The organism is Providencia sp. PROV261 (genome assembly GCF_028477945.1).
GTDB lineage: Bacteria > Pseudomonadota > Gammaproteobacteria > Enterobacterales > Enterobacteriaceae > Providencia > Providencia stuartii.
Genome location: NZ_JAMPMC010000014.1, coordinates 1 through 24,664, shown reverse-complemented (window position 1 = coordinate 24,664; position 24,664 = coordinate 1). Strand labels below are relative to the sequence as shown.

Genomic DNA, 24,664 nt, shown 5'->3' with positions numbered 1-24,664 from the left:
TGATAACTATAGACTATGGGAAAAGCCCCTTGAAATAAAGTATTCAAACGCAAAAGACAGAGTAATCTGCAATATTTAGATAAAAAAACAGGAGAGTATTCGAAAATGGATGGTTAATTTGGGAAAACCCACTACAAAAAAGGCCTTTCTGTAGTGGGCTTAGCCTGAAAATAAAATTAGTGTTCGCGGGTTTTACGGAATTTGACTTCCGGATAACGCTCACTGGTCAAGTTTAGGTTAACCATGGTTGGAGCGATATAAGAAAGATTATCGCCGCCATCAAGTGCTAGGTTCTGCTCGTTCTTACGCTTAAATTCTTCGAATTTCTTCGCGTCATCACACTCAACCCAACGTGCCGTTGATACGTTAACCGCTTCATAAATGGCTTCAACGTTATATTCACTCTTCAAACGAGATACAACGACATCAAACTGCAACACCCCCACAGCACCAACAATCAAATCATTATTGGTCAGTGGACGGAAAACCTGTACAGCCCCTTCTTCTGACAACTGAACCAACCCTTTAAGCAATTGTTTTTGCTTTAATGGGTCGCGCAAGCGAATACGACGGAACAGCTCAGGTGCAAAGTTAGGGATCCCCGTAAATTTCAGATCTTCCCCTTGTGTGAAGGTATCACCAATTTGGATCGTACCGTGGTTATGTAAACCAATAATGTCACCCGCATACGCATTTTCGACATGAGAGCGATCACCTGCCATAAAGGTCAGCGCATCAGAGATGACGACATCTTTTTTCGTACGCACCTGACGCAGCTTCATACCTTTTTCATAAGTTCCTGAAACAATACGCATGAAAGCAACACGGTCACGGTGTTTTGGATCCATATTCGCCTGAATTTTGAAGACGAAACCGGTAAATTTCTCTTCTGTAGCTTCAACTTCACGCACATCAGTTTGACGAGGCTGAGGCGATGGCGCCCACTGGACTAAACCATCTAACATATGATCCACACCAAAGTTACCAAGTGCAGTACCAAAGAAAACCGGAGTCAATTCGCCTTCAAGGAAAGCATCATGATCGAACTCATGAGAGGCCCCTTTTACCAACTCCAACTCATCACGTAGCTGAGCCGCTAATTCGTCACCGACTTCTTTATCTAAATCAGGGTTATCTAACCCTTTAATAATACGGACTTCTTGGATTGTATGACCTTGGCCTGTTTGATAAAGGATCGTTTCATCACGTAATAAGTGATAAACCCCTTTGAACAACTTACCGCAACCAATGGGCCACGTAATTGGGCAACATGCGATATTCAGCTCATTTTCAACTTCGTCCATTAACTCCATTGGGTCACGAATATCACGGTCAAGTTTATTCATAAAAGTCAAAATCGGCGTATCACGCAAGCGAGTGACTTCCATCAATTTGCGAGTTCTATCCTCAACCCCTTTACCGGAGTCGATGACCATCAAGCAGCAGTCAACCGCCGTTAAAGTACGATAAGTATCTTCAGAGAAGTCTTCGTGCCCCGGGGTATCCAACAAATTAACTAAACAATCATGATAAGGGAATTGCATCACCGATGTGGTAATTGAGATACCACGTTGCTTTTCCATCTCCATCCAGTCTGATTTTGCGTGTTGATTTGAACCGCGGCCTTTTACCGTTCCCGCACGCTGAATCGCTTGCCCAAATAGCAATACTTTTTCAGTAATGGTGGTTTTACCTGCGTCAGGGTGAGAGATGATAGCAAAGGTCCTTCGCTTATTGATTTCATTAAGAAAATCTTGGTTTGCCATGTATAAATTCTTTTAGTTTGTACACGGATTTGTACACACTTTTGGAAGTACTCTCTTTTCAGTTCTTCGCTTGTCAAATCCGTCGTGTTAATCGTAATTGGCCGCTATTTTCGCTGATCTTGACTTTATAAACAATCAATGGTTATCTAATCGGTTACCATTTACTCTCAGCGTGCACCAATGCTCAGTTGTAGCTGTTTGCAATCGTTGCTTCTTCAGCTAATGAACAACTGTGGCTAAACCACAAATTCCTTCGCTACCAGAAATCGATGATAGCTTGTCGTACTACACCGATGATGGTGCAGTTGCCGTTGATCGGTATTGCAGGGTATTGCGGGTTCAAAGGTTTTAGATACTTCTGTTCACCATCAATAACCAACTGCTTAAAGGTTGCTTCTTTCGAATCATCCAAACGCGCAACAACCAATGAACCTGAAGAGTAAGGTAACTCAGGATCAACAACGATCACTGCCCCCTCAGGTATGGATTTTTTTCCGCTTGGATTTTCCATACTGTCGCCTTTTACGCGAAGTGCGAAACAACCCTCATGTGCTTTCCCAGTGACTTCACGCCACTCCTCAGCATCTTCATGGGCAAATCCCTCCGCTATTTCAGTCCAATCACCGGCCTGAACCCAGTTAATGAGAGGAATTCTTCCCTTAATATCAGGCCCGACTTCTACATTACCGACCCCCAAGCCAATCTCGCCATCACCTGTGGCGAGCCAATGAGCATTCACGCGAAGCGCCTCCGCGATCTGCATGGTGTAACGAGACCTAGCCGATTTACCAGAGCAAATCTGGCTGATCGACTGCTGTTTGATACCAATGCGACGAGCCAACTCAGACTGAGTTACCCCAGTAAGCTGCAAGGCATGGTTTAGTCGTTCGGATAAAGTTTTCATAAGCCCGCATTCTACAAATAAAACTGTAGTCTTTCAACAATTTTAACTGTTGACTTATCTACAGTTTAAACTGTAACATTCAATCTTGTAACAGTTATTATTGTAATAGGAGACGGTATGGAAGTGTTCAAAACGACACAAAAACATCTCCGCCGTGCCATTGACTTGGTCGGCGGGCAATCAGCATTAGCAAGAGCCATCAACTCAAAACAGCAAAACGTCTGGTTTTGGTTGAATAAATCAGGGCGTGTTCCCGCTGAATTCGTTTTACCCATCGAACAAGCTACGCAAGGACAGGTAACCCGATCTCAGTTAAGACCGGACATCTATCCCGAATGCCCAAGCGAGCTGAAAGCCAGTAACCAGTAGGATTAAGGGCAAGTAATGGTCAGCATTTTACGTAAACACAGAAGCGAGTACCTCCATGCGTGATTATGGCAAGGTCTATACCCGCTTTTGGCTAAAGCAAAACGTTTTGTCCTGGAGTGACTCTGCGAAGTTGCTAGGACTGTATTTGCTTACATGCCCACATTGTAATTTGCTTGGCTGCTTTCGACTGCCGATTGGTTACGTTGCTTCTGACTTGAACTGGGATGAGCAACAGGTTGCCAAGGCGTTAAGTGAGTTAGAACAAGATCAGTTCCTGATTCGTTGCGAGGGATCTGGTTGGACTTTGATTCGAAGCTTTCTGAAGCACAACCCAATCGAAAACCCAAACCAAGGTAAGGCAGCCTTTCGGTTGCTTAAAGATGTACCTGCCGACTTCGTTGGTATGGCATCGCTTTTGAAATCTCTTGCCGCTTTTCAAGCTCGGCTTCCAGAAGAATTTTCATCATTGTTTATGCCTGATGGCAACCCGGTAAGGGACTCTCAACGGTCGGATGACTCTGAGAGAAGCAATAAACCAACAGTTAAAACTGTTGACCAGATACAGTTTGAAGACTTCTGGGATGTACAAATACGCAAAGAAAAAAAAGCGAAAGCCAAAGAAGAATGGCTACGCATGGGCCTCAATGAAGACCATGAACTCGCCTTGGAAGTGCTAACACGCTGGAAAGAGCAACGAGACAACCGATTGCAGTATCAAGATCGGACTAAGACCCCTATGCCACATAACTGGCTTTTAAACCGGCAATGGGAAGACGAGTACGTTCGCATTGATGAAGTACAGCAATCATCGACGAGCCTAAAGGGCAGCAATCACCAATTGAATATTGAAGAAAGCAATCGCCGCATTGCTGAAAGCTGGGCCGGACCAGGTATTCGGGAGGTTCGTTCAAGTGCAGGAGGTTGATAAACGCGAGTTTGCTGAAATTTGGGGAGCAGCTTGGGCCATGTATGGCAAAAGCGTATCACCGCAATTGCTATCCATCGCATTTGAAGCCCTTCGTGCTTATAGCATTGAAGAAGTGCGAATCGGTCTGACTCGGCATATTCAATCACCGGATACTGGGCAATTTTTTCCAAAGCCCGCTGACGTCATCAAGCATATCGACGGCAACTCAGGTTCAAGAGCCATGGTTGCTTGGAACAAAGTTGACAAGGCTGTTCGTCAGGTTGGCGCTTGGACATCCGTGATGTTTGACGATGCGCTTATCCACCGCGTGATTTCAGACATGGGTGGATGGGTTGAACTCTGCAAGGTTGATGACAGGGAATACCCCTTTAAGCAAAAAGAGTTTTTAACACGCTACCAGGCTTACTTGCTGCGGGACGAAGTGGGTGAATACCCAAGGCTATTACAGGGTATTGCAGACCATCAGAACCAGCAAAAAGGATTTGATATGCAAGCGCCGGTTGCCGTAGGCGACTGGTCAAAAGCGGCACAAGTTTATACGAGAGGCATCGCCGACTTTAGCGCAGTGCCATTAAAAAGAATAAGCCCGAAAGCCATTCAGGCGCTTCTCGGAAATCAATTAGAGGACAAAAATGAAAACGATTAAAGCAAAAACCATTGCCCTAGTGATAGCCATGTCCGCAAGCACTTCAGTCTATGCGTTTCCGGGCTATCAGTGGGAAAAAGCAGCACATAGCGTTGGTATTGATCCAGTCATGCTCTACGCCGTTGCCTTGGCTGAGTCGGCCTCACATCGTGGTCTCAACATGACCAGTCCATGGCCATACGCAATTCGCAATGGTTCAAACGCAACCTACGCCAAATCTAAGACAGAAGCAGAGCAACTGTTAAACCAGGCACTGCAAGAGACTGAAAAATATCAGCTCGATATTGGCCTTATGCAAATCAATTTGCATTGGCATGGGCATCGGGTGAGCTCAGCAGCGGAACTGCTAGACCCCATCACCAACCTTACGGTCGGCTCAAGTATTTTGGCCGAAGCAATCAAGTCTTCACCAAATGATTTAGAGCTTGGCATAGGCCGCTATCACAGTTGGAACGAAGAGCGTGCACGCTGGTATGGGCAAAGAGTGCTTTCTATCTATCGCAATATTTTACATGAACTGGAGGTCCGTCAATGACAACCAATCAACAAGACTTCTATCAATTAAATTTGGCGTACCTACACGCAGCACGAGAATTGGCGCGAATTGATCCGCAAGAGGCCGTCTTGCGCTTTGGACTTACACGCGACGTGGTTGATGCTCTGATTAATGCTGGTGTTGACGACCTGCAACGAGTGGCGACCTCATCATTCATGCTGTTTCAACCAAGGGGTAACCAAAGCCAACTGATTGAGATGGTGAAGAGCAAAGGCACAGGTATCCCAAGAATCGCTTATTTATTATCAACCCTAAACAACAAGGGGGATGCATGATTGATAACCTGTCCAAAAGTGAGCTATTTACCCGAGCCTCGCTGCTTATTAAATACGGATTTCGAACAACCATTATCGCGCTCGATACAGGTTTGCCAATCCACATTATCAGAAGGCTCCACAAAGAAGTGACTGGCAAGTCACCTTGTCCTGGTCAATTGCCAGAATCTGATGCCATCGTCAAAAGCAGAAGAGCATTAGTTGAAGGCTCCCTGCTTATGGCGCTTTATGTCAATATTGGTGGTGATAATGTCTACAAGCAATTAAATATCGATGCTTTGATGAAGGCTTACGATGCGTATTTGGTTGCAAGAAAAGAAGCAGATCTTCCAGCTGAGATCCCCTGGAAAAAACTGACCATCAATGAAGGTTGGGTTCTAGCTCGTGATTTAAGATCACAGCTTGCATCCTTACACCGGTGTCGATGCGGCAGTCTGTATTTGACGGTATCACAACAGCGCATTCAGCTTAAATGTCCTGTGTGTGAGATTATGGCCGAGCAAACCACTAGAGCACTTTTTGAGAACTAACATGCAGATGCATGATTTGATTGTGCACCTCCCGTGCACTTTGAGAGTACTAAGAAGATGACAAACTTACTTAAATCTTTACCAGCACGCTGCTGGTTTATATCACTGGGGCTTTTTCTGGCGACTTTGGCTGCGGCTCATTTCTTTCCTTCAGAAATATTAACGGCATCTGCCAAGTTAGCGGCTTTGCCATTTCTGTTCTGCACCGTCGTTTTTTTCAGCTACTTGGGTTTCAAAGCGACCTGTAATCCCATCGGACTTATAGCCATAATCACTATGCTTGTAGCAATCGCATATTGGCAAGCGAGTTGGACAATTGTTGGTTTGGGACTCTCTTTCTTAGCTATTTGTACTGGAATTAGATTCTTGAGTAGCCAAGTTAAAGATTCGGGTAGAACTTTGAGCATTGAAGAAAAATGGTATTGGTATAAGCTCCATTCGTTTTTTGATGGCTTTTATCCAAGGTATCCCAAAAAGCCAAAAAAATAGCCAGCCAACCACAAGCTGGCTACCTTCTATTTTCAGTTCCTTCCTGATGCCTGGTTATAAGCCCTAATATCGATCAAGTTGTTCTGAGCATAATCTCCCGCAAGCGATGCATTTGAGATCACCGCTATCTGCTTATCCACAAATGCTTTATCTTCTTCAGACACACTGTCAGGGATGTAAGCGCCACTCTCATCCTTTTGACGATACTCATTTAGCATTTGCTCCCTTAGACCTAGCATTTCAGGCGACCAACTCGATGAGTCTTCAGAGTTGAATACGCGTCCCGCCAAACCTTCATTGAAAGCTTGAGCGAACACTTGACTTTGAATCGGGGTCAATCCCATTCTCTGCCCTTCGCTGTATGCTTCCTGTTTGAAATCATCGGCATACTGTTCTAAGAACTCACCATATCGATTGTTAACTGCCGCACCAAATGCCCCCGCCAACATGGCTTCAGACTTAGTGCCCCAGTTTACTTCGGAGGCATACTGCGAACTCGATCCACTGTATGCATCATTAAACGCCGTCAATGGATTTTCCAAAGAGGTTCCGGCATCAACGGCGGCTTTTAACCCATCCCAGGTTGATTTGCTGGCCACCGTTGCGTTGTGCAAGAAACCTCGTGAGCCAGGATCTTCAAGCGCTTGTTCTTTGTAACTCTCATAGTCTTCGCCAAAGTGATTCAAGGTATGCAGAGCTGCATCAGTATGCTTGCCACTGAAATCACCAATAGCACTGGCGCTGTTGAAGAACATTTCAGCACCAGAAACTCCGCTATCATCAGCCATAATGCGTGATCGCCACTGAGATCCAGCTTCACTGTTTAGTCCAGATTGATAGGTACTTGTGTCAGTAGCTACGGCCTGCTGAGCTTGCTGCTGATGCGCATTCAACTGTCCATCTATACCAGACAGATTGGTTTGGTAAGCCGATTGAGCTGCGTTGAACTGAGTTTGAACTGTTGCTGCATCCTCGTAGCCGCCCAATACACCCGATTCAACTTGGCTTTGAGTACCACCAAAAGTAGGTGCAGTTGATGACAAGCCTTCATTTGAGCGCGGCTGAATTGATCGTAAATCGGCTCCGGTAGCCATGGCCATAACCGTCATTGCAGCTTGATAATCATTGTCGCGTTCAGCGGGCGTTGAAGAGTTGCTATAGGTTAAAGACTCCATAGCTGCCGCTACATACGCCTGATTATCATCAGGTAGCAAGCGCTGATACATTGGAAGGTTTTCACGTAAACGGTTACCTGCTTCAACATGCTGGTTCATATAGCGACCTAAATAATCCATGACTTCAGGATTGTCCGCCGCTAATCGGGTTAACGTCGCACCATCAGTATTTCTTTGTCCTGATAGACTGTAGCTGGCCTGATCAAGCTCACTAAAGCGATTTGATGCCGTGACAACGTCTTGTGCTGAACTCTGAAGTGACTGATAGTCTTGGTTAGACAACGACATTTCAACGCCAGAACGTCTTGAATCTGAAAGGTCCTTAACCATCGCATCGCGATACTCAGCACGTCGTGAATCACTTAATGCCAAGCTTTGCATCTCCCCAGTGAGCGTATTTGCGGTCGTAGATCGAGAACTGCCTTCTGACGACTCAACTTGGCCACTAAAGTTACCACCTAAATCCAGCCCTGCTCGTACCCTTGATAGTTTTGGTACACGAGATGAGTCTGGCTTATCGACTCCTGGCAAGTTGCCCTGTGGAGAATCATTGCCGCCAGTACCAAGAAGCCTTCCAAGAAAGCCCTTATCAGCAACTTCTTTCTCACCGGGATTAGTAATGGTTCCATCGCCACCGACCCTTAGGCCTCCCGATAGCACGCCCGATACCAAGCCACGTACAGCATCTTTTTTATCGTCTCCAAAACCATACCGAGTTTGCAGGTCATCAGTAACCTGATTAACAACGGCGCTAGATGCGGAGTTAGAAGAACCAATCTGACGTCCAACCGAAGAAAGGTTGTCGTAACTTAGCTTTTCACCAAAGGTTCGACTCATGGTATTGCCAACCTGACGGCTAAAGGCTTGAGTTGCCTGAGTCATGGATTCTTTTGCAGAGCCGACCATTGAACCCACTGCGTTTCCGACAGAGAAACTGCTTAGTAGGTTTGACGCGCCGGTCATAGCAGAACCAGTGAGGGCTGAATTTTGGAACATTGACTGTGATTGCATTACCGGGGCATTTTTCGCGACATCTGGACTTGCCAGCTTTTCATCAATGGCATCACCGTTTTGTAGACGCCCAGCCAAGTGGGTAGCGGTTATTGCTGAGCCATAAACGAGCATGAGCGAAATCGCCGGAACACTCGACGCCAACATGCCGCCAGTAGCTATCCAGGTTTGCAGCACTGAATCCATCTGCATCATCCCAGCAAAAGATGGCACTTCTGTACCTGCAAAGGCATCAAGAGCAGACATTTTCCCTGCAACGGTTAAATGAATATACAGGTTAATGATGGCCATGACAGGCATCCAAAGTTGAATCCAAAGCAGGATTAACAAGTACTTCCCAGCCATTCGCATCCCGATTTGGCCAAGGGCTATCACAAAGGCCATCAATGGGGTGATGGCGTAAATGAACCCCTCAAAAAACGTCATCATCGGACGAACGATACTCTGGAACAGGGTCTGCTCCGCCGCCCATTGCGTATTACGCTGCTCAATCGCTTGGTTAACCATAACGGCTGCGGTGAAAGCTTGATCATCCATATACTTGCCCGTCACGCTTTGCTCATAAATAGGCAAAAGCACTGACGCGGTCATATACTCTTGGGTGTTAACCGAAGCCAAACCAAGGTTATTCAGTGCATTTCGGATCACGTCATCAGTGTCCGTTGCTGACGAAGTCCCCAATGAGGCTGACAGAACCTGTTTAAGCCTTGGAATGAAGGTTGATTCTGTCATGAGTTTCAGTTGGCTATAGGCATCGGTGCAGTCCAGATCGCTACTGCTACCACTGAGCATGATTCGAGTGCCATAAATGCGCGAATCAAACCTAATCGCTGTCATCGGGTTAGGATCACTCAGCACCTGATCGAGGTTCTTTTGGCCGATGTCGATACCAATCAAGGTGCACTCTTTGATGTAGTTAAACCACGATTGCTCGATGTCCGAGCCGCCGACACGATTTGCATCACCCAACCCAGAGCGATCCATCACCTGTTTTCTCACTTTAATCAGTGACTGTAAACTGGATGCAAAGCCGTATTCCGTCATCGCGGGAGTTGAGAAGGCGGTTTCAAACAATCGCGTGATTTGAAAGCCAACAGTCGAAATCGTACTACCTGCGGCAGCAACACCGATGGGCACATTATCAACCACTCGAACTTGTCCGGTGTACGCATCCTCAATGCTCACTCGGGTACTGGGTCCAAACATGGTTGCAAAGACTAGCCATGAGACTAAAACGTGTTGAAAGTTAATCCCACGACCGCCTTGCATTAAGGCCTGGACAGAGACCATCAATACCCCAATGAGCAAGCCAATGCGAACCATTGAAGTAAAATCGCCTGTACCAGTGATCATCGCGACAGCGTTCAGGACCTGCTCTAAAAAAGCCGAATCCCCGATGGAATAGATTTCCCACATGACCTATTCCCCCAGCGCCGTAGATTTAACGGTGTAATAACGCTGTTTGCGAATGGTCTGTATCACCTGGTTAAAATGTGCCAGCAACTCTTGCTCTGAGCCGTATCTTCGCTGCAACGCGGCGTACTCCTCATTGATTTGGCGACGTGCACGTTCAAGGTCTTCCGTTAATAACTTCGCATAGGCATGATCTTCCACACCGGAGGTACTTCTAGCTGCATTGAGCATGTCTTCAACTAATGCTCGGGCCATCTCAACAGCAATAAATGGTGCCGCTCGTGAAGCAAACGACCTAGCGGCCCCTTCATTTAATGCAGAAAGAGTTCGAATCATGCCCCCAATGCTGGCAGGAGCCGAGGTCATAAAAGCCTTTTCGGTGGCGCTAGCAGCCCCTGTATTTCGAGCAAACTTAAAAATAATGCCGTTACTAGAACCTGTACCAAGAAGTAAATTTTCTACCTGAGTTGATAACCCGGTAAGAGTCACGTTAGTGATTATTGGGTTCAGACAACCGTCTTGCGTCACTGTGTCACATCGGTACATAGCGACGTTACCGCCATGAATTAGATGTTCAATAGTCACTTTATTGCCATTCAGTCTGGTCAGTTTCGGGGCTTTACCTTGACCATCAGCCGCATTCGCTAAATCACCAACGATGATCGAGCCCGTCACGGACATAACCGCTTCAAGAAAACGGTCATCCCCCGATGCAAACCAGCTTGATGCCGAATGACGTTTCAGTGCTCGCCAAACCAAATTACCTTTAATCGTTCTGTTTACATCAGATGCCGCGACACTCGAAGCGTTCTCATATGGGTTCTTACCATTGGACTCACTCCAACTGGTAAAAATGTCCCCAGCCCCTTTAAGTGAGCTCAACATGCTGGCTTCTGTTTGCCCCTTTTTACCAAAAGCAGCCAGGGTATCGTTCACGACTCCCTGAGCCATTTGACAGGAATTACCAAAATACTCGTTCAACTGCTGGATTTTCTTTTGCAGTGTCTCCATGTGCTGAGAGCATTTCTCACACATAGCACTGAGCGCCAATTGGAATGCATACCCCTTGGCGTTTGCAGCAACAGAGCGAAGTAATTGAACAAACTGATCCGCGTTAACAAATGACAAACTTCCCGCGAACATATCAATGCCGCCACAACCGGCTTGGAATGACGGTGGCACCATAGAGACGAGGTTCTCGTTCATGATCCTGTTACGAACAACAACGCTTCCTCCAGATATAACGCCACGCCGCTGACTCTCGAATACACCAGGCGCAGTGGTGTTGGTCATTGAACCAAACAACTGGTTCATCTCCTGTTGCAAGCTTGCTTGGCTCATAGATGAAAAACCAATCGCACAGGCGATTAGCGATACTCGGATTACTTTTTTCATTGTTATAACCCTCCTTGTGCACGCAGATAGCGAACAAGGAACTCAGGGTCCTGTAATATCTTTTCGTTAAGCTCTTGGGCTGACATCGCGAGTGACACGCCGGGTTGAACAGGTCTGGTGGCATAGTAAGTTTGATCGTCAATCCAACCGGCTTGATGGGCTGCGAGAATGATTCGATTATTGAGCTCATCAAGGCTCATTGCGCCTTGTCCAATCGGAGTAATAACGTTAGGCGGGTCAACTAAGAACACGGCAGGGACAGTCGTAACGGACAAGGATTGGGCTTGTCCTGAATCGACTTTGTAATTGGGAAACTCTCCACCGGGTAAAGGCAAGCCATCGACAGCAATAGCAAACACCTCGAACCCATAGTTCAAGGCCATAGATTCGATGATAGGCGCTTGAGCATGGCAATAAGGGCAATCCGAACGATAGAAAAAGAACAAACCAGCCCGCTTCGCTACTTCACCTAAAGCTACATCACGTTGAGTGCCAGCTTCTCGATCCATCCGATTGGCAGCATAGGTCGCCAAGGGTCTGCGACTGATTTCATCCAAAACAGGATCGCCCATGACCACCTGCTGACTAACATCAGCAAACTGTGAGCCCTTATCCATCATGACGCGCTGGAGATACAGATAGGCTCTGACGTTCTCATTCGTCGGCTCATCAATTGCCTTGTCCATGAACGACTGCATGTGCTCACGAAACCAGGCAGCACTGAAAGGCTTTAGCCCGTCCTTAGTGGGCTCCACAACACCAGATTTCGGCTTCATTAGGTCTTCAGACTCGGCTGGCTCGGGAATGACCTGATACCAAAACCAACCTTCCTGACCACGCTGATAGAATTGCCCATCACTAGCATAGGCGGGCAAGATGAATAGAAAGAAAATAATGATTGGGATGGTCACCCATAGGATGAACCAAGGTAACAAAGGCGTTCTCATTGTCAGCTCCAGAAATTTCACAGAGCTAACATGCTAAAGATCCCCGTAAGAGCGATTGGCCAGATAGATGAAGGAATCGTGTGTGTTTCTGACTATCTATTAAACACTGTTACTAACGTAAGTGCTTTGGCTGATGGCACCATCACAAAGTGCATACCAGAGCTCCCATGACACCAAAACTCTGCCTGTACGAAATATTTTTTTGCTTTCTTTGAAGCTATACATTCTGGCAATAAAGATTTTGCCAATTCTGTGCTACACAATTTAGCGCACAAAGCCTTCCAAGGATGCTTAGGTACACCGCCTGAAAGCCGTTCCACAAACCTTTCCAGTGCATGACGAGTCACCACGACAGGCCCAATGTTCGGAACGTTGATGACCTCATCGATTTCTCTCACGGTAGCATTATCGACGCTGTATTCTTCGAAGGAATATGAGAGCCAATCTTCCCGTTTCTCTACCGATATCTGTGCTTCCTGGTATCGAGTGAGCAAAAACCTAGTCAGGCTGTAAAGTGAATGCTGAGTTGAGCGTTGTTTCTGTAACTTTTTGATAGCTCCTTTACTGACCCGGATTTGAAGCCCATTACCGCTTCGGTTACTCCCCATCACCTCTTTCACTGACAGTAGGTGATGAATCGCATAGAGCTCAGCTGCAATTGGCTTTTGCTGCTCAGTTAGCTTGTCGTATTGCTCACCTAAATCGACCTTTAGTTCACCACCTCTTCGAAGGCCGGTCTTCCAGTAAACCGTAAACTCACCATCAATCTGCTTTGTTAACAGGGTTAATACCATCATGTTTGTTTCTCCTATTGGTTATCTATTTTTCATTCTCCATGATTTTTCAAATATGCAAGGCGCAAAAAAAGGGGCCGAAGCCCCTTAGATCAGATATGAACTTTCGGAAAGCCCATGGCTCCGTAAACATTCAGCACATCATTCCAATCCCAACTTTTCACGCCAAGTGACGTTGGTATCGGAGGGATCAGAACTTGTGTCAGAATGCCTTTTTGCCAGGCTTTTTTCTTGAGTTCATTCGCTGCATTCAGGCCGGTCTCAGAGAGATCGTGATCTGCCCAGATGTACAGCATTTTCACATTACTTGGTGGTTCAAACCTAGCCAGTAGCGTTGCATTCACAACCGACCAACATGTCTGTCCCGTAGCTCTGGTAACCGCTAAAGCTGTTTCGATGCCTTCAGAAACACCTAATACCTCACCAGGCTCACCTATCGGAATGGCACCACCAGTGATTGTTCTGTCACTTGGTATCGGCATCATCTTTTTAGGCTTTTCAACCGGCGCTTTGAATCCATCTTCACTTAGGTAGATCCGATGAAACGTGGCCGAACGCCCTTGCTGAGTAACGATTTTACCTAGCAGCGCTGGGTAGCTATCGATAAACAAGCCATCTTCATCATGGTAAGGCAAGTTTGGATGATACCTCAGCACCGAATCCCATTCAGGACGAAGCCGGGTAACAATGCCACGACGATGCATGTAGTTCCAAACTGGTTGCGCACGAGTATCTGCAAGAGAAAACGTTTCTCCCCAGGTTTGATTCAAGCGATGGATAATCGCTTTGTCCTCGTCCTGCTTTCTAGCCTTCCAATCAACTGCGTTACTCGGTATTGGCCGAATAGGCGCTTGTATTTGTCCGGGTTGAATACCAAGAACCTGGCCGATTGCTTCAATAGACTGAGCAAAGTTCCATCCATTAATCCAAGACAACAGTTCAAAACCATCATGAAAGATACCGCAGGTGTTACAAACGCCACCTCCGGTATATTCAGCATCTTTGAATAGCCTAAAGCCATCACGACCGCCATGAACAGGACAAGCCACATGACGGCCCTTTCGAGCAATGGCGGCATCAAGTTCTGGCACCAATACCGCTAATACTTGAAGCCATTGGCCATTAAGATATGGCCTTACTGTTTCAATTTGTAAAGGTAACGCCATATAACCTCCTTAAGTAAAAAGCCGACTCCTACCACTGGTGGTAAAAGTCAGCTTGGGTCCTGCATTGAGCCGTTTGGTTAATGCAGGAACGTTAGTCAAGCTGGATACCATGTCGTCTTAATAGCCACATGATGGAATCACGAAGCACATCAGGATCGACAACCGCAGCCATCGCGCAAACACGAAAGCAAAATGGCGTTAATTCGTCATTTTGAATCCACGACAACACATCCCTTCGCAATCGAGTACTGACACGACCGTCCAGCAATACACGGATCGCATCCAATAGAATGCCTTCGCGTAACTGCCAGATTTCCGTGTCAGACCAAGTGACTGGGGCATCATCAAACTCAAATAGAAATTCGAGCTGTGATGACGTGTGTTGATAGGACTGCTTTTGTGATGAAGGAGAATGGGCAATGCGCCCATTCATTAAAGATAACCGCGTTCGGCAAGCGAAACGCAGCCCTCGGATGCGACCACGACATGGTCAAGCGTTCGAATATCAACAAGTGACAAGGCGTCACGGAGTCGATGAGTGATGCGTTTATCAGCTTCACTGGGTTCAGGATCACCCGATGGATGGTTATGAACCAGTATCACTGCTGCCGCATTAAGTTCTAGCGCTCGTTTTGTTACTTCCCTTGGATAAACGCTCGCTGCATCTAAAGTGCCTTTGAACAGCTCTTCAAATCGAATAACGCGATGCTTTGTATCAAGAAACAGTACGCCAAAGACTTCGTGCTCATACTCGTGCATCAGTGTTTGCAGGTATGAGAACGCCGACGATGGCTGTTCAATTTTTCGACCTTTACTCAATCGACCACGGGCAAGCTTGAGCGCCATATCTAAGATATCCGCTTCAGTCACTTGCTCAGGAACGATGTAAGTACCGGCTTCTTCGCCAGCTAAGAACTTTCTGTTTTTCATAGGAGTCTCCAAAAAAAACGGAGACGAACCCATGCCCAGGCGGGGACGGAATCGTCCCCGCAGGGTGGTAAAATGGATGTGGTTACTGAATTATCAGTTGTTGTGTTACTTCGAATAACTCACGCTTCAGATCTTTGACGTCGTTAATCACGATGCTTCGAGGAAAGAATTTCTCAACACTGCGTGTTTGAATCCCGATCCCCAGCAGCTCAAAGCCACTGCGTCTGCACCGGTCAACAATGTCATGCGTGGCAGCCCAATCATCTGGGTCACCATCCGTTAGCACTATCATTAGCTTTCGCTTCTGTTTTTGTGCCAACAAACTGTTTGCCGCAAACCACATAGCTTGTGCCATAGGCGTACAACCTCTTGGTTTTTGGTCAAAACAGGCGGCCCGATGTCGAACCGATTGCTTGGGCAATAACGCGATAGAAACTTCCTGATGAATACCAGGAAAATAACTGACCGCAGGTACAACACCCGGTATACCTTCCAATGCCATGGCTAAAGCCAAAGCGGCTTCATTGGCAACATGAAAATACTTGCGATTACCTTCGCCAATGGGCTTACCCATTGAGCCCGATATATCGACAAGCAAGTGCACAGCAGCATTAGGCGCAATGCGGGGCTGCCTTTGAATAAACAATCTCGACTCACCTGCTTGTGAAGCGGCAAGACGATGAGTTGCCACTCGAAGACCGTACCGTTTGGCATGATTCCGATTGTCCTGACTGGACTGAACCATGCCCCTAAGTCGGGCTCGAATTTGAGCCGACTCAGACGCCGATAAGGTCAAGATAGCCTCATCACCCAACATAGCTTGCTCTGCTTGGGGCAAACTGAGTGGAGTGACGCCCTGATGTCCTTCTGCTTGTTCCGACAACACTTCTGCCACTTGTGCAAAGGTATCGGGTTCAAAGTGAGCGGCACTGGCCTCTAAGGCTTGTCGCAAATTATCAGCTTGATCAGAGTTATCTGAATCACTCGTTTCAGCAGCATCCCCTGTTGCAGACGAACTTGTTTCCGGGGTTTGACTGTCACTACTGCTATTGCTGTCATTACTCGCATCTTGTCCAATGTCATCACCGCCATCAGCATCAGACTCATCCTGTGGTGGACGAGATTCTTCTTCCAACATGGCAACGATGGCATCGACAAGTTTCAGCACTTCACCTGTAGATGCCAGGCTAGGCACTGCTGTCAGCATGGCGCTTAACCGGCTCATCGCTGCGGCAGGAAAGAGTTGTCTCACTCTTTCATCAACAGCTTGATACAAAGGCGTCAGCGCTTTCTGGCCCAGAAAATGGCATCTCAAGCGAAACAACAACCAGGCTTGCAAGTTAGATGCAGGCTCAGGCTGTTCAGGTACACACATTTGCTGTGTGTCCACCATGTACTCAATCACTTGCGAAATACTGCGCCGGGTTCCGGGGTAATCCTTTGCCAATTCGTTTTCAATGCGCACATCCTCAATAATATTGAGAAGTGCCTTACGGATCGGCTTAGACGACGCCTTCTTCACCATGTCAAAATTGGTATGCCGAATATGCGCCGCTTCATGAGCCAGATAACCCCAAGCTATTTGTTGATAGTGTGGGTCGTCTGGGTTTGCTGTTGGGATCACAATCCGCTCACCATCGGTAAACGCATCTTGTCCTTGAATAAGCACCTTCACACCAAACTTTTCGCCATAAGCGGCGGCAACGATTGGCAGTGCATTTTTTAATGGATGATTCATGGGAGTCTCCTAATCATTAGGGGGAATACTCCCTCAGCGGGAGCGTTTCCCCGCTGGGAATGTAAGTGTTTAAACCTGTGCTTTTAGCTTAACCAGGTCGTATTTTTGACCTAACCAAGCCACCAATTGAGCGGTACTCTCGTGCTGCTCAAATGACGTTTTAAGCTGGTCTAAACTCAGGATGTCATCCAATGTCAGACCATACTGGTCTTGTAACTGAGTAGACACCTCGTGTTGATATTGCAGCCAGGCCCGCTCATGAGCGGTTTGCTGCAATGCCATGTTTGGAACAAACACCATGGCCGTTACCCAAACACCTTGCCCGTCCGCATCTGCGATCAATACAGGGTTCTTGGGGATCACGACACTATGTGTTGAGTACGATCGTTGTACTAACGTTCGACAACACGCCACTTCTGGTATCGATTCACTTTCAACCGCATCAGTCACACCACGAAAATGCGGTTCAAACTGGTTCAGTTGGCTGGGGTTATGGATGGTTGATTGCATAATTTCCTCTTACATAGTTCAGAGGACATGCGCCCTTAAGGGCAACATGCCCTCAAGGACGTTAGAAATAAAATGAGTTTGGTACAGTCGAACCAAGGTTTGGTCTGACGGTTGGTTGTGGTATTGCACGTAAGTTATCTGCCTGAGCAGATACTGGCTGTGCGGGTTTAGGTTCAGGTTTGGGCATCAGTTGTCTGATATCCAATTGACCTTCACCGTGCATTCTCATCTTGTCTGGATCAGACAAAATTAAAATGGTCGCCATCAGTTCGTGATAGAGATTGTCTGTCACAGGGCCGGTCTTCGGCAGACGAACAAATAAATTGTCCATCGCTTCAACCATCGGCTGAACTCGATGATCCAGGAATGACAAACCATCCAACTTGTCTCTTAATCGCTTGAGAGGATTAAGGGCACGCTGACTGATTTGATTCTTTCCTGCAACGGAACGCTCAAACAGTTCATTAGCATCACGAGCCACCTCCCTAAATAGGGTGTGTCCCATGCCATTGACCTTGTCATCTAAGCCACCAGCTTGTTCAGCCGGTTGCATTCGATAGATGGCATAATCGAACTGAAGCCGTTGTTCCACGTCTTCGATGGGTGACAGCGCACGCCGAATTGCATCTGCAAATTCCGGGTGTTTCGCAACCCAGTCAAACGTCACCTGATCATAGTTGTCCAAGAACAACTGCTTGCACTGCGCAAACTCCTGACCGATCCTGTCAAGCTCTGGAACAATCTGATCAATTCGGTCTTCAGGGACGGCATAGCCACCTAAAAACCGCACACCGACTTGCTCACACAAGCGCTGCGCTTCTTTCTTAAGCCTTTCAAAGTTCGCCAATGCCTCTGGGTCGCAAATTTTTTTACTCCCTAAGCTGGCAACATCCTTCGGTGGAAGTTGGCTGCCATTGGCTAATCTGAAATCTTCAGGCCTTAGCTTTTTTCTACCGCTCCAGATGGAACAGTCGATGTGACAAATCAACAGTTTGTCGAGGGTTTGAATACTCATAGTGCATCCTCATGCGAGATGGGGACGCACCACTCCCAACAGGAGCAATGGCCCCCGTTTGGGTGGTAGTAGTTGACGCGCTAATGGCAATACCACTATCAGAAATAGTAATTTTGCGAATCAGGCGACGATTGGTTGAGATCGATTTTCACAGGCATTAAGTCCAGTGCTTCAGCTATCGGGCGAACCCGCTCTAAATCACTGCCTAGCAACCGCAATACATCTTTTTCCAACTTCAGTTGGTCGGATACTTCTATCCCTTCAGGACTCGCTACTGTGAGCGAACACAGTGGTGGTAATTGACGCTTAAAAGCCAGTAACAGCAACAATGGCCACGGGCCATCATCAGTGTTAACAATGCCAGCGCCTTCACCTGACACCATGCTGATTTGATTGGTACTAGGTAATCCGCTTTTGCAAAACCCTAATGACCATTCTCCAATCCTGACTTGGTTATCATCAATAACAGCCAAGCCATAGGCTTCAAGCAGCTTTGCCATATCGAACAACGCTTTTTTCGCCAGCGATATTTGGCCATTGACGTCCTTGCGAGTACGAAACTCCCAACTGACGTTATTGACGCACGCGACACTATCTAGCGCATTTGAGAGTTCAAATGGCCGCCCTTGATGATCAATGCCGACTTGTCCAACCAATCGATAACCCTTGTTGATTTTCTCATTGATTCGTCGGTCTGCTTCAGCGTTAGGATCAGTCGAATCAATCAATCGCTGCTGCGACAATTGACCGGCTTTTCCAAACCGAACTTCAATCTCCTGGGTATCCGATCCAACGTAAATGGCCCATTCTTTGGCTGTCCCATCAGAATGACGGTAACGGTAAAGAGCAAAGCACTTATCCATCATCAATCCTCCCAATGGTCACCGAAGACATCAGCGGCAATACGGTGAATGGCTTCTCGTTGCTCCAACTCAGCACGAGCCGTCAAAGACCGAACCAGTGCATACTCCACTGCGTTAGGAGCGCCTTTAAAAGCAAGTGTTAACTTTGCCCAGCGCACCAAGGTCCGAGTGGACATAGTGATACTAAGCTCAGCACCACCATCCGCGCCCCCAATAAAGAGACGACGAATGTCACCAGCCACTTTCACCATTTTTTGGCGAAAGACTTCTGGCAAGCCCGGCGCAACGTTCTCCAGAATGGCTTCCTCTACAGAAGGCTCTGCATAGGTCGCTTCGATGATTCTAAAGCGATCAAGAAAAGCCAAATTCTGTTGGAGCACACCTTGATACAAGCCCGTTTGGTCACCGCTGCCCGCACTGTTGCCGGTAGCGATAAAACGAAACTTGGTATGTGGCATGATGATCTCACCGCCATTTTGTGCGATGACCAACGGGGCACCTTCCAAAATGTCATTGAGCCCAGCCAGTTCAGCAGGCTCAGCAAGATCCATTTCATTAATGATCAGCAAATGGCCATGCTTGACAGCCAGTGCCAGCGGCCCATACACAAAGGTCATGTTGCCATTAACCAGTGTGTGGTGACCGATAAGATCGGACAACTCCAATCGACCGTGCGCAGTAATTTGCTGAACAGGCCAATTCAATCGAGAAGCAACTTGGCAAATTAGCGAGGTCTTACCGCATCCAGTGGGGCCTGTAATATACAAACCGTCACCGTCTGGGTGAGACAAGAACGCCAATACGTCACGTAAGTCTTCTTTTCTAAAAACATACTCGTCCTTGCGAACGGGAATGTTTGGATGGGTAGTGTCGGCACTAAATCCTTCCAGAACGAAAGCATCAGGAGCCGGGACATTAAACGCTTGATTCACTTGAACCAAAAATGGGGATTGTTCTGTCATGGTAAACCTCATTAGTTTTAACGAGGCCCCATGCCCCAACAGGGAATGAAGTCCCCGTCGGGTGGTGTGTTGATTGTGGTATGGCTGTGTATGTAAGAGTTCAGCTCGCTCTATCATTCGTACCCAGCATTGGCTACGAGTGAAACTGCTTTCTGATGCACTCGATGTAAGCGCATGAGAAAGGAGCCGAAATCGGCTCCAAGTGAACGTTAAAAGTAAAATGAGCTCGGCGAGTCACCTGGCAGAACCAAGTTATCTTGCTCAAGACTGATTTTGATTGGTGTTTCAACGGGCTGCTCTGGCTTATTGGTGCTAATGCGCAACCGCTCTTGTGGCGCTTTTCGGTAAGCGGCTAAAACCTGTTCATCCAGCTCGCCTAACTTATCGGTGGCCAATTGCTTATAGTCCACCGTGCCCGCCATCATGTAGCGGCTGAGTTTGACCCCAGCATAGTCGGCATGAGCGTAGTTACCCATCATGGCGACCAATTTTGACTGGGCGTCTCGCATTTCCTCTTTCAAAGATTTAATGTGATTTTCCAGTCGGACCACTTCGGCATGTGCTGAGCAATACTGTCGAGACAGCGATGTCCAACGGTATTGGGCTTCACCCTTGGGAACAAAACAATCTTGCTCAGGGCATTTTGACGGCTCTTTTTTGGTCTGTACTAACTCCCAAAACTGAAGCGCTGTTTCTTGCAACTCAGTTAAGAACGCCGCGTCTCGCTGTATTTCAAACTCAATCAGTTGATCCTCAAAATAGAAAACCAACCAACCTCGCGTGCTATTGGCGACCAGTATTTGATGCTGTACTTGCACCCAATACAACTGGTACGCCTCGCTTTGTTCTCGGTGAGCTTGCACATCCTCAAAAACTGACTGGCAAGGACATTTCAGTTCAACGGGTTCGCCCGCATCGTTGATGCCATCAAAGCTGGCTCGAAAGATTGCGTTATGATCGGCTTCTGCACATGACGGCAGAAGAAAGTCATTATGCGCATTCTCAAATGCTCGCCTTGCTTGAGGCTCCAACCTTATACCACGAAGCACATTTGGATTATTCGACAGGTCTTCCGGTAATACGAATCCGGTTTTTTCTGCCCATAATCGCCAAGGTGTTTTGTAGGGTGAACGCCCCATAATAATTGGGGCTTCAGATGCCGTAACCCCTGCAATGCGCCACTGGTGCCATGCAGGAGTACGTTGTGATAGGTCGATAACCTTCATATTGCCTCCTTTGAAGGGAGACTCCCCTGAAGGAGAGAACTCCCCTTCAGGGTTAAGTGGTTACTTTGCAGCTTGTGCTAACGCTGTTTGGTGCTGAACAACACTTGCTTGAACCGAATCAATTGCCGCTTTACCGGCTTGAATCGAACCTAAGACAAGGGCAACAACCAATACCAAGCGAAAAAGTGAGGCTGATTTAGTCATGGAAGATCTCCAAAAAAAAGACGAGACCTTCCCCCTGACGGGAGAATAATCCCGCCAGGGTTAGTAAAATGAATGCGTGGCGCTAAGAAGCTAAAGGCTGTGTGAGCGCTTTGGCTGCTTGTTGCTGAGCATTAAAGATTTCTTGCTTCGCAAACGTCAGCTCAACACCTTGAAAATGTTCATTGGCATATTCCAATGCACTATTCCAAGCGTTTGAAGCTTCCGCCCGCTCGATAAGCTTGTAAACAAGCCCTCGGGTTCGATCATCAACTTGCTCGGGTGGAATCACAGATGGCTCAACAACGTGTGTTGCTTGGCCTTCGATAATTCGCTCCGCTTCGTCTTGATCGAAAATTCCCACAAAGCCAAACGCAATGCGGGAACACTGGATCATGGATTTATGTCTTAGCATTCGCTTAGTGTGCGTCTGCCATGGACCATCTACACGGTAAGGGCCATTTTTGCCATTACCTTCAAAAGGCGGTCGATAGACTTCATCCAGATACTCAGTGATTTTGACTGGGTGCGAACGGTCGCGCCGATAGATGATGCATTCCATCCATTCAGGGCATTCTTTCGCGCCATCCAGTGAGACTTTGTTTTCTGAAGTCTTGAACTCCATGCCATCAAACTGGTCGTGTTGATTGATGATGCGAGACCATCCATCGACACCTACCACTGGGATAATCCCAGCTTGTTTATCAGGGAACGCAAAAATCTCTTTGGTGAAAGGGTTCAAACCGTACTGATCTGCAACCACCAAGAGCGCCATCATCTGCTCATTGGTCGGTGCACTACCGTCACGTTGCTTGAATGCTGTTGCTTTTAGGGTATCGAACAACTTGTTTGGATCGACACTAAAGCGCTCAGCAAAGCGTTGGATTAGCTTTGGTTTTTCCATTATGGACTCCGACAATCAAAGTGGGAGTCTGCCCCTGACGGGAAAGTACTCCCGGCTGGGTTAAAGCGTTATCGCTCGGTTAAAAATCTGGTTCAGGATAAGTTTGTGCCCAATTAGCTTGGGAGCTCGCATCATCCGCCGGTGATGGCTCAGATGCTTTGTTCACACTATCAAGAAGCAGAAACTCATCCGCGTCCACTTCGGTCAATCGATGCTTAATGCCATCTTTCTCCCATGAGCGCGTGCGCTGAGGCCCTTGAACAAAAAGCTTCGCTCCTTTTTGGATCAAATCTTTTGCTCTTAGCCCTAACTTAAATCCACCACGATCTCGAAAAACGACCCGATGCCATTCCGTATGCTCTTTGAGCTCATTGGATTGACGGTCGCGCCATTTCTCAGAAGTGGCCAGTGAAATGCTGGTCACTAAATCACCTGATGGATAGGCTCGCGTCTCTGGCTCAGAGCCAACGTAGCCTATGAGTGTTACTTGGTTTTTCATGATGTTCTCCTCGTCTTAGTTGAACTCTGTGCACACAGTTGCTTCTACCCGACTGGGCAAAGAAGACTGACGACGCAGATAGGTTGGTATTTCGAGTAAAGCCATGTCGTACTGATGTGGCTCTTTGTAAAACGCAGATGTCAAACGGGGCATACCAGGAGCTTTAGGCACTGCCATTGGACGACGTTTTGATGTTGGTGTGAGCAATCGCTTGATTTGAGTAAGTACAAATCGAAACGGGCGCACGGTTTGACGAGCAAGTAATCGCAAAAGCGACCAGCTCAGTTTTGCAAGCAACATAATGCCTGCGATTTGGATAATAAATCCGAAGATATATTCCATTGGTGACTCCTTAATTTGGTTGTGAAGGAGTCACCCCAACTGGGGAAAACTCCCCCAGTTGGGTGGTGAAAAGGCGAACCGTAAGGAACGCATGGTTGCGCATGTAAAAACATGCAGGCTATTTGTTTAAGGAGGCTAGCTACCTCTTAGTACCACTGAGAAAACTCAGCGGCGGGCTTCCTTTGAGCTCATGCTCTCAGGCGCAGATATCACTGAAACAGATCAGCAATATTTGATAGTCAGTGTAACCGTCTTATCCAGACAGGATAGTTAGAAAGATGCTCAATTCTTCCACCTAGCTGAAAGGCCATTACCGCACAGAGGATTAGGCTAGGGACTGATTATTGTCATATCAGGAGCAAACTTATGGCCCAAGCAAGACCCAATTACTCAAAACCCATCTTTGAACAATCATTCACAATTAATAGCTTACAGGCGCAACGTGTCGTTGACCGTGTTTTTAGACGGACGGTCAGTGCGCTTTACGGAATCGATGTCATCCTGCGCATCATCGGCGATGAGAACGAAATTGATGAAGTGGAACAGATCATTAGCCAGTTGATCGAGGATTGCGCTAAGGCGGTAGACAACGAACAAGCTCGTTTAGACAAATTGATGGAGTCCAACGGTATCGATGAAGTACCTGACTACACCGACCCGATTACCTTCAACGCCAAAATAAGCTCGCCTCAGGTTGGCCAGTTTGTCGGCTTAGTGCGCAAACTCGATGCGTTAATGATCTCAATGGACACTCTCTGGTTGTCTAGCGTGCTTAGCAACAAGCAACGCGTTGATGGCAACTACGCATGGCAACAGCGCATTATCAAACTTGCACGACGCATTATTGATATCGAAATTCGAGCACGAAAATCAGCCCAAGCTAAGGGTAAAGAAGCAGAAGTTGAGCAAGCGGTGCCTTCAACCGATGACGATATCACTGAAGAGGAAACAGATAACCCCGCCAACTAGCCAACTAGGCTCCCATCAACCAGCCCCTCTCGAAGGGGCTCTTCATCTTGCTGTATTTTCTATCAAAATCATTAAAATGAATTTAACTGTCATTTTTGGCCAAGCTACATGAATAGAACTAATTTTTTCGTTACTTTCTTT

Annotated in this window: 27 protein-coding genes; 8 read left to right on the top strand and 19 right to left on the bottom strand. The window is 47.1% G+C overall.

The genetic code is table 11. From position 1 onward, the window contains the following. Positions 1-176: 176 nt before the first annotated feature. Positions 177-1,766, bottom strand: a complete 1,590-nt coding sequence (gene prfC, locus PR675_RS09770) for a peptide chain release factor 3 (RefSeq protein ID WP_040132808.1) — start codon at positions 1,764-1,766, stop codon at positions 177-179. A 256-nt stretch (positions 1,767-2,022) separates the two neighbouring features. Further along, positions 2,023-2,670: a LexA family protein gene (locus PR675_RS09765; protein ID WP_000854920.1), complete on the bottom strand. Its 648-nt coding sequence runs from the start codon at positions 2,668-2,670 to the stop codon at positions 2,023-2,025. Between the two features lie 117 nt (positions 2,671-2,787). Here PR675_RS09765 and PR675_RS09760 point away from each other — a divergent pair, with 117 nt between their 5' ends. The 7 genes from PR675_RS09760 to eexS are packed head-to-tail and all read left to right on the top strand — an operon-like array spanning position 2,788 to position 6,463. Beyond that, positions 2,788-3,039 (top strand): helix-turn-helix domain-containing protein, encoded by a 252-nt coding sequence (locus tag PR675_RS09760; protein ID WP_024015942.1) that lies wholly within the window; start codon positions 2,788-2,790, stop codon positions 3,037-3,039. 55 nt (positions 3,040-3,094) lie between these two features. Beyond that, positions 3,095-3,964 carry a hypothetical protein gene (locus tag PR675_RS09755; protein ID WP_024015941.1) on the top strand — a complete coding sequence of 290 codons (870 nt, stop codon included), beginning with the start codon at positions 3,095-3,097 and terminating at the stop codon, positions 3,962-3,964. Further along, positions 3,951-4,613: a DUF6475 domain-containing protein gene (locus tag PR675_RS09750; protein ID WP_024015940.1), complete on the top strand. Its 663-nt coding sequence runs from the start codon at positions 3,951-3,953 to the stop codon at positions 4,611-4,613. Before PR675_RS09755 ends, PR675_RS09750 begins: the two co-directional genes overlap by 14 nt. Before the next feature lie 28 nt (positions 4,614-4,641). Continuing rightward, positions 4,642-5,148: a lytic transglycosylase domain-containing protein gene (locus PR675_RS09745; RefSeq protein WP_430442094.1), complete on the top strand. Its 507-nt coding sequence runs from the start codon at positions 4,642-4,644 to the stop codon at positions 5,146-5,148. Next, positions 5,145-5,444, top strand: a complete 300-nt coding sequence (locus PR675_RS09740) for a flagellar transcriptional regulator FlhD (protein ID WP_000210563.1) — start codon at positions 5,145-5,147, stop codon at positions 5,442-5,444. Before PR675_RS09745 ends, PR675_RS09740 begins: the two co-directional genes overlap by 4 nt. Further along, positions 5,441-5,974, top strand: a complete 534-nt coding sequence (locus tag PR675_RS09735) for a FlhC family transcriptional regulator (RefSeq protein WP_000566755.1) — start codon at positions 5,441-5,443, stop codon at positions 5,972-5,974. Before PR675_RS09740 ends, PR675_RS09735 begins: the two co-directional genes overlap by 4 nt. A gap of 57 nt (positions 5,975-6,031) precedes the next feature. Continuing rightward, positions 6,032-6,463: an entry exclusion protein EexS gene (gene eexS, locus PR675_RS09730; protein ID WP_024015938.1), complete on the top strand. Its 432-nt coding sequence runs from the start codon at positions 6,032-6,034 to the stop codon at positions 6,461-6,463. A gap of 32 nt (positions 6,464-6,495) precedes the next feature. Here eexS and PR675_RS09725 read toward each other — a convergent pair whose 3' ends face one another. From PR675_RS09725 to PR675_RS09645, 17 genes are all read right to left on the bottom strand, one after another. Then, entirely contained in the window at positions 6,496-10,065 is a 3,570-nt protein-coding gene (locus tag PR675_RS09725; RefSeq protein ID WP_064497034.1) for a conjugal transfer protein TraG N-terminal domain-containing protein, read from the bottom strand. Positions 10,066-10,068: 3 nt separating this feature from the next. After that, the gene (locus PR675_RS09720) at positions 10,069-11,457 is read right to left on the bottom strand and encodes a conjugal transfer protein TraH (protein WP_064497420.1); all 1,389 of its coding nucleotides are present in this window, start codon (positions 11,455-11,457) and stop codon (positions 10,069-10,071) included. A 2-nt stretch (positions 11,458-11,459) separates the two neighbouring features. After that, complete coding sequence (locus tag PR675_RS09715) at positions 11,460-12,404, bottom strand: thioredoxin family protein (protein ID WP_053410251.1); 945 nt, start codon at positions 12,402-12,404, stop codon at positions 11,460-11,462. Positions 12,405-12,496: 92 nt separating this feature from the next. Beyond that, positions 12,497-13,201 carry a hypothetical protein gene (locus PR675_RS09710; protein WP_024023022.1) on the bottom strand — a complete coding sequence of 235 codons (705 nt, stop codon included), beginning with the start codon at positions 13,199-13,201 and terminating at the stop codon, positions 12,497-12,499. Positions 13,202-13,290: 89 nt separating this feature from the next. Continuing rightward, positions 13,291-14,364 carry a DUF7146 domain-containing protein gene (locus PR675_RS09705; protein ID WP_024023024.1) on the bottom strand — a complete coding sequence of 358 codons (1,074 nt, stop codon included), beginning with the start codon at positions 14,362-14,364 and terminating at the stop codon, positions 13,291-13,293. 91 nt (positions 14,365-14,455) lie between these two features. Next, complete coding sequence (locus PR675_RS09700; protein WP_024023025.1) at positions 14,456-14,797, bottom strand: hypothetical protein; 342 nt, start codon at positions 14,795-14,797, stop codon at positions 14,456-14,458. After that, positions 14,797-15,294 carry a RadC family protein gene (gene radC, locus PR675_RS09695; protein WP_000797298.1) on the bottom strand — a complete coding sequence of 166 codons (498 nt, stop codon included), beginning with the start codon at positions 15,292-15,294 and terminating at the stop codon, positions 14,797-14,799. The genes PR675_RS09700 and radC overlap by 1 nt, the downstream gene beginning before the upstream one ends. 82 nt (positions 15,295-15,376) lie before the next feature. Continuing rightward, positions 15,377-17,032, bottom strand: coding sequence for a VWA domain-containing protein (locus PR675_RS09690; RefSeq protein WP_053410252.1), 1,656 nt, complete (start codon positions 17,030-17,032; stop codon positions 15,377-15,379). A 69-nt stretch (positions 17,033-17,101) separates the two neighbouring features. Then, entirely contained in the window at positions 17,102-17,542 is a 441-nt protein-coding gene (locus PR675_RS09685) for a hypothetical protein (RefSeq protein ID WP_024023027.1), read from the bottom strand. A gap of 61 nt (positions 17,543-17,603) precedes the next feature. After that, the gene (locus PR675_RS09680) at positions 17,604-18,557 is read right to left on the bottom strand and encodes a DUF3150 domain-containing protein (RefSeq protein ID WP_000027441.1); all 954 of its coding nucleotides are present in this window, start codon (positions 18,555-18,557) and stop codon (positions 17,604-17,606) included. Positions 18,558-18,655: 98 nt separating this feature from the next. After that, positions 18,656-19,285, bottom strand: a complete 630-nt coding sequence (locus PR675_RS09675) for a hypothetical protein (protein ID WP_425288171.1) — start codon at positions 19,283-19,285, stop codon at positions 18,656-18,658. A gap of 137 nt (positions 19,286-19,422) precedes the next feature. Then, positions 19,423-20,382, bottom strand: coding sequence for an AAA family ATPase (locus PR675_RS09670; RefSeq protein ID WP_024015927.1), 960 nt, complete (start codon positions 20,380-20,382; stop codon positions 19,423-19,425). A gap of 209 nt (positions 20,383-20,591) precedes the next feature. After that, positions 20,592-21,608: a YqaJ viral recombinase family nuclease gene (locus PR675_RS09665; RefSeq protein WP_024015926.1), complete on the bottom strand. Its 1,017-nt coding sequence runs from the start codon at positions 21,606-21,608 to the stop codon at positions 20,592-20,594. 60 nt (positions 21,609-21,668) lie between these two features. Beyond that, entirely contained in the window at positions 21,669-21,812 is a 144-nt protein-coding gene (locus PR675_RS09660; protein ID WP_015066581.1) for a hypothetical protein, read from the bottom strand. Between the two features lie 82 nt (positions 21,813-21,894). After that, the gene (gene bet / locus PR675_RS09655; protein ID WP_000414662.1) at positions 21,895-22,713 is read right to left on the bottom strand and encodes a phage recombination protein Bet; all 819 of its coding nucleotides are present in this window, start codon (positions 22,711-22,713) and stop codon (positions 21,895-21,897) included. A 79-nt stretch (positions 22,714-22,792) separates the two neighbouring features. After that, positions 22,793-23,212 carry a single-stranded DNA-binding protein gene (locus PR675_RS09650; RefSeq protein WP_012368368.1) on the bottom strand — a complete coding sequence of 140 codons (420 nt, stop codon included), beginning with the start codon at positions 23,210-23,212 and terminating at the stop codon, positions 22,793-22,795. A gap of 15 nt (positions 23,213-23,227) precedes the next feature. Further along, entirely contained in the window at positions 23,228-23,554 is a 327-nt protein-coding gene (locus tag PR675_RS09645) for a hypothetical protein (RefSeq protein WP_048608521.1), read from the bottom strand. A 366-nt stretch (positions 23,555-23,920) separates the two neighbouring features. Here PR675_RS09645 and PR675_RS09640 point away from each other — a divergent pair, with 366 nt between their 5' ends. After that, positions 23,921-24,523, top strand: coding sequence for a hypothetical protein (locus PR675_RS09640; RefSeq protein ID WP_048608523.1), 603 nt, complete (start codon positions 23,921-23,923; stop codon positions 24,521-24,523). The last annotated feature ends 141 nt before the right edge of the window (positions 24,524-24,664 follow it).

Bases quoted from the DNA above. Each gene is read 5' to 3' on its own strand.
- prfC (WP_040132808.1), bottom strand. From the start codon at position 1,766: ATGGCAAACCAAGATTTTCTTAATGAAATCAATAAGCGAAGGACCTTT.
- PR675_RS09765 (WP_000854920.1), bottom strand. From the start codon at position 2,670: ATGAAAACTTTATCCGAACGACTAAACCATGCCTTGCAGCTTACTGGG.
- PR675_RS09760 (WP_024015942.1), top strand. From the start codon at position 2,788: ATGGAAGTGTTCAAAACGACACAAAAACATCTCCGCCGTGCCATTGAC.
- PR675_RS09755 (WP_024015941.1), top strand. From the start codon at position 3,095: ATGCGTGATTATGGCAAGGTCTATACCCGCTTTTGGCTAAAGCAAAAC.
- PR675_RS09745 (WP_430442094.1), top strand. From the start codon at position 4,642: ATGTCCGCAAGCACTTCAGTCTATGCGTTTCCGGGCTATCAGTGGGAA.
- PR675_RS09740 (WP_000210563.1), top strand. From the start codon at position 5,145: ATGACAACCAATCAACAAGACTTCTATCAATTAAATTTGGCGTACCTA.
- PR675_RS09735 (WP_000566755.1), top strand. From the start codon at position 5,441: ATGATTGATAACCTGTCCAAAAGTGAGCTATTTACCCGAGCCTCGCTG.
- eexS (WP_024015938.1), top strand. From the start codon at position 6,032: ATGACAAACTTACTTAAATCTTTACCAGCACGCTGCTGGTTTATATCA.
- PR675_RS09725 (WP_064497034.1), bottom strand. From the start codon at position 10,065: ATGTGGGAAATCTATTCCATCGGGGATTCGGCTTTTTTAGAGCAGGTC.
- PR675_RS09720 (WP_064497420.1), bottom strand. From the start codon at position 11,457: ATGAAAAAAGTAATCCGAGTATCGCTAATCGCCTGTGCGATTGGTTTT.
- PR675_RS09715 (WP_053410251.1), bottom strand. From the start codon at position 12,404: ATGAGAACGCCTTTGTTACCTTGGTTCATCCTATGGGTGACCATCCCA.
- PR675_RS09710 (WP_024023022.1), bottom strand. From the start codon at position 13,201: ATGATGGTATTAACCCTGTTAACAAAGCAGATTGATGGTGAGTTTACG.
- PR675_RS09705 (WP_024023024.1), bottom strand. From the start codon at position 14,364: ATGGCGTTACCTTTACAAATTGAAACAGTAAGGCCATATCTTAATGGC.
- PR675_RS09700 (WP_024023025.1), bottom strand. From the start codon at position 14,797: ATGAATGGGCGCATTGCCCATTCTCCTTCATCACAAAAGCAGTCCTAT.
- radC (WP_000797298.1), bottom strand. From the start codon at position 15,294: ATGAAAAACAGAAAGTTCTTAGCTGGCGAAGAAGCCGGTACTTACATC.
- PR675_RS09690 (WP_053410252.1), bottom strand. From the start codon at position 17,032: ATGAATCATCCATTAAAAAATGCACTGCCAATCGTTGCCGCCGCTTAT.
- PR675_RS09685 (WP_024023027.1), bottom strand. From the start codon at position 17,542: ATGCAATCAACCATCCATAACCCCAGCCAACTGAACCAGTTTGAACCG.
- PR675_RS09680 (WP_000027441.1), bottom strand. From the start codon at position 18,557: ATGAGTATTCAAACCCTCGACAAACTGTTGATTTGTCACATCGACTGT.
- PR675_RS09670 (WP_024015927.1), bottom strand. From the start codon at position 20,382: ATGACAGAACAATCCCCATTTTTGGTTCAAGTGAATCAAGCGTTTAAT.
- PR675_RS09665 (WP_024015926.1), bottom strand. From the start codon at position 21,608: ATGAAGGTTATCGACCTATCACAACGTACTCCTGCATGGCACCAGTGG.
- PR675_RS09660 (WP_015066581.1), bottom strand. From the start codon at position 21,812: ATGACTAAATCAGCCTCACTTTTTCGCTTGGTATTGGTTGTTGCCCTT.
- bet (WP_000414662.1), bottom strand. From the start codon at position 22,713: ATGGAAAAACCAAAGCTAATCCAACGCTTTGCTGAGCGCTTTAGTGTC.
- PR675_RS09650 (WP_012368368.1), bottom strand. From the start codon at position 23,212: ATGAAAAACCAAGTAACACTCATAGGCTACGTTGGCTCTGAGCCAGAG.
- PR675_RS09645 (WP_048608521.1), bottom strand. From the start codon at position 23,554: ATGGAATATATCTTCGGATTTATTATCCAAATCGCAGGCATTATGTTG.
- PR675_RS09640 (WP_048608523.1), top strand. From the start codon at position 23,921: ATGGCCCAAGCAAGACCCAATTACTCAAAACCCATCTTTGAACAATCA.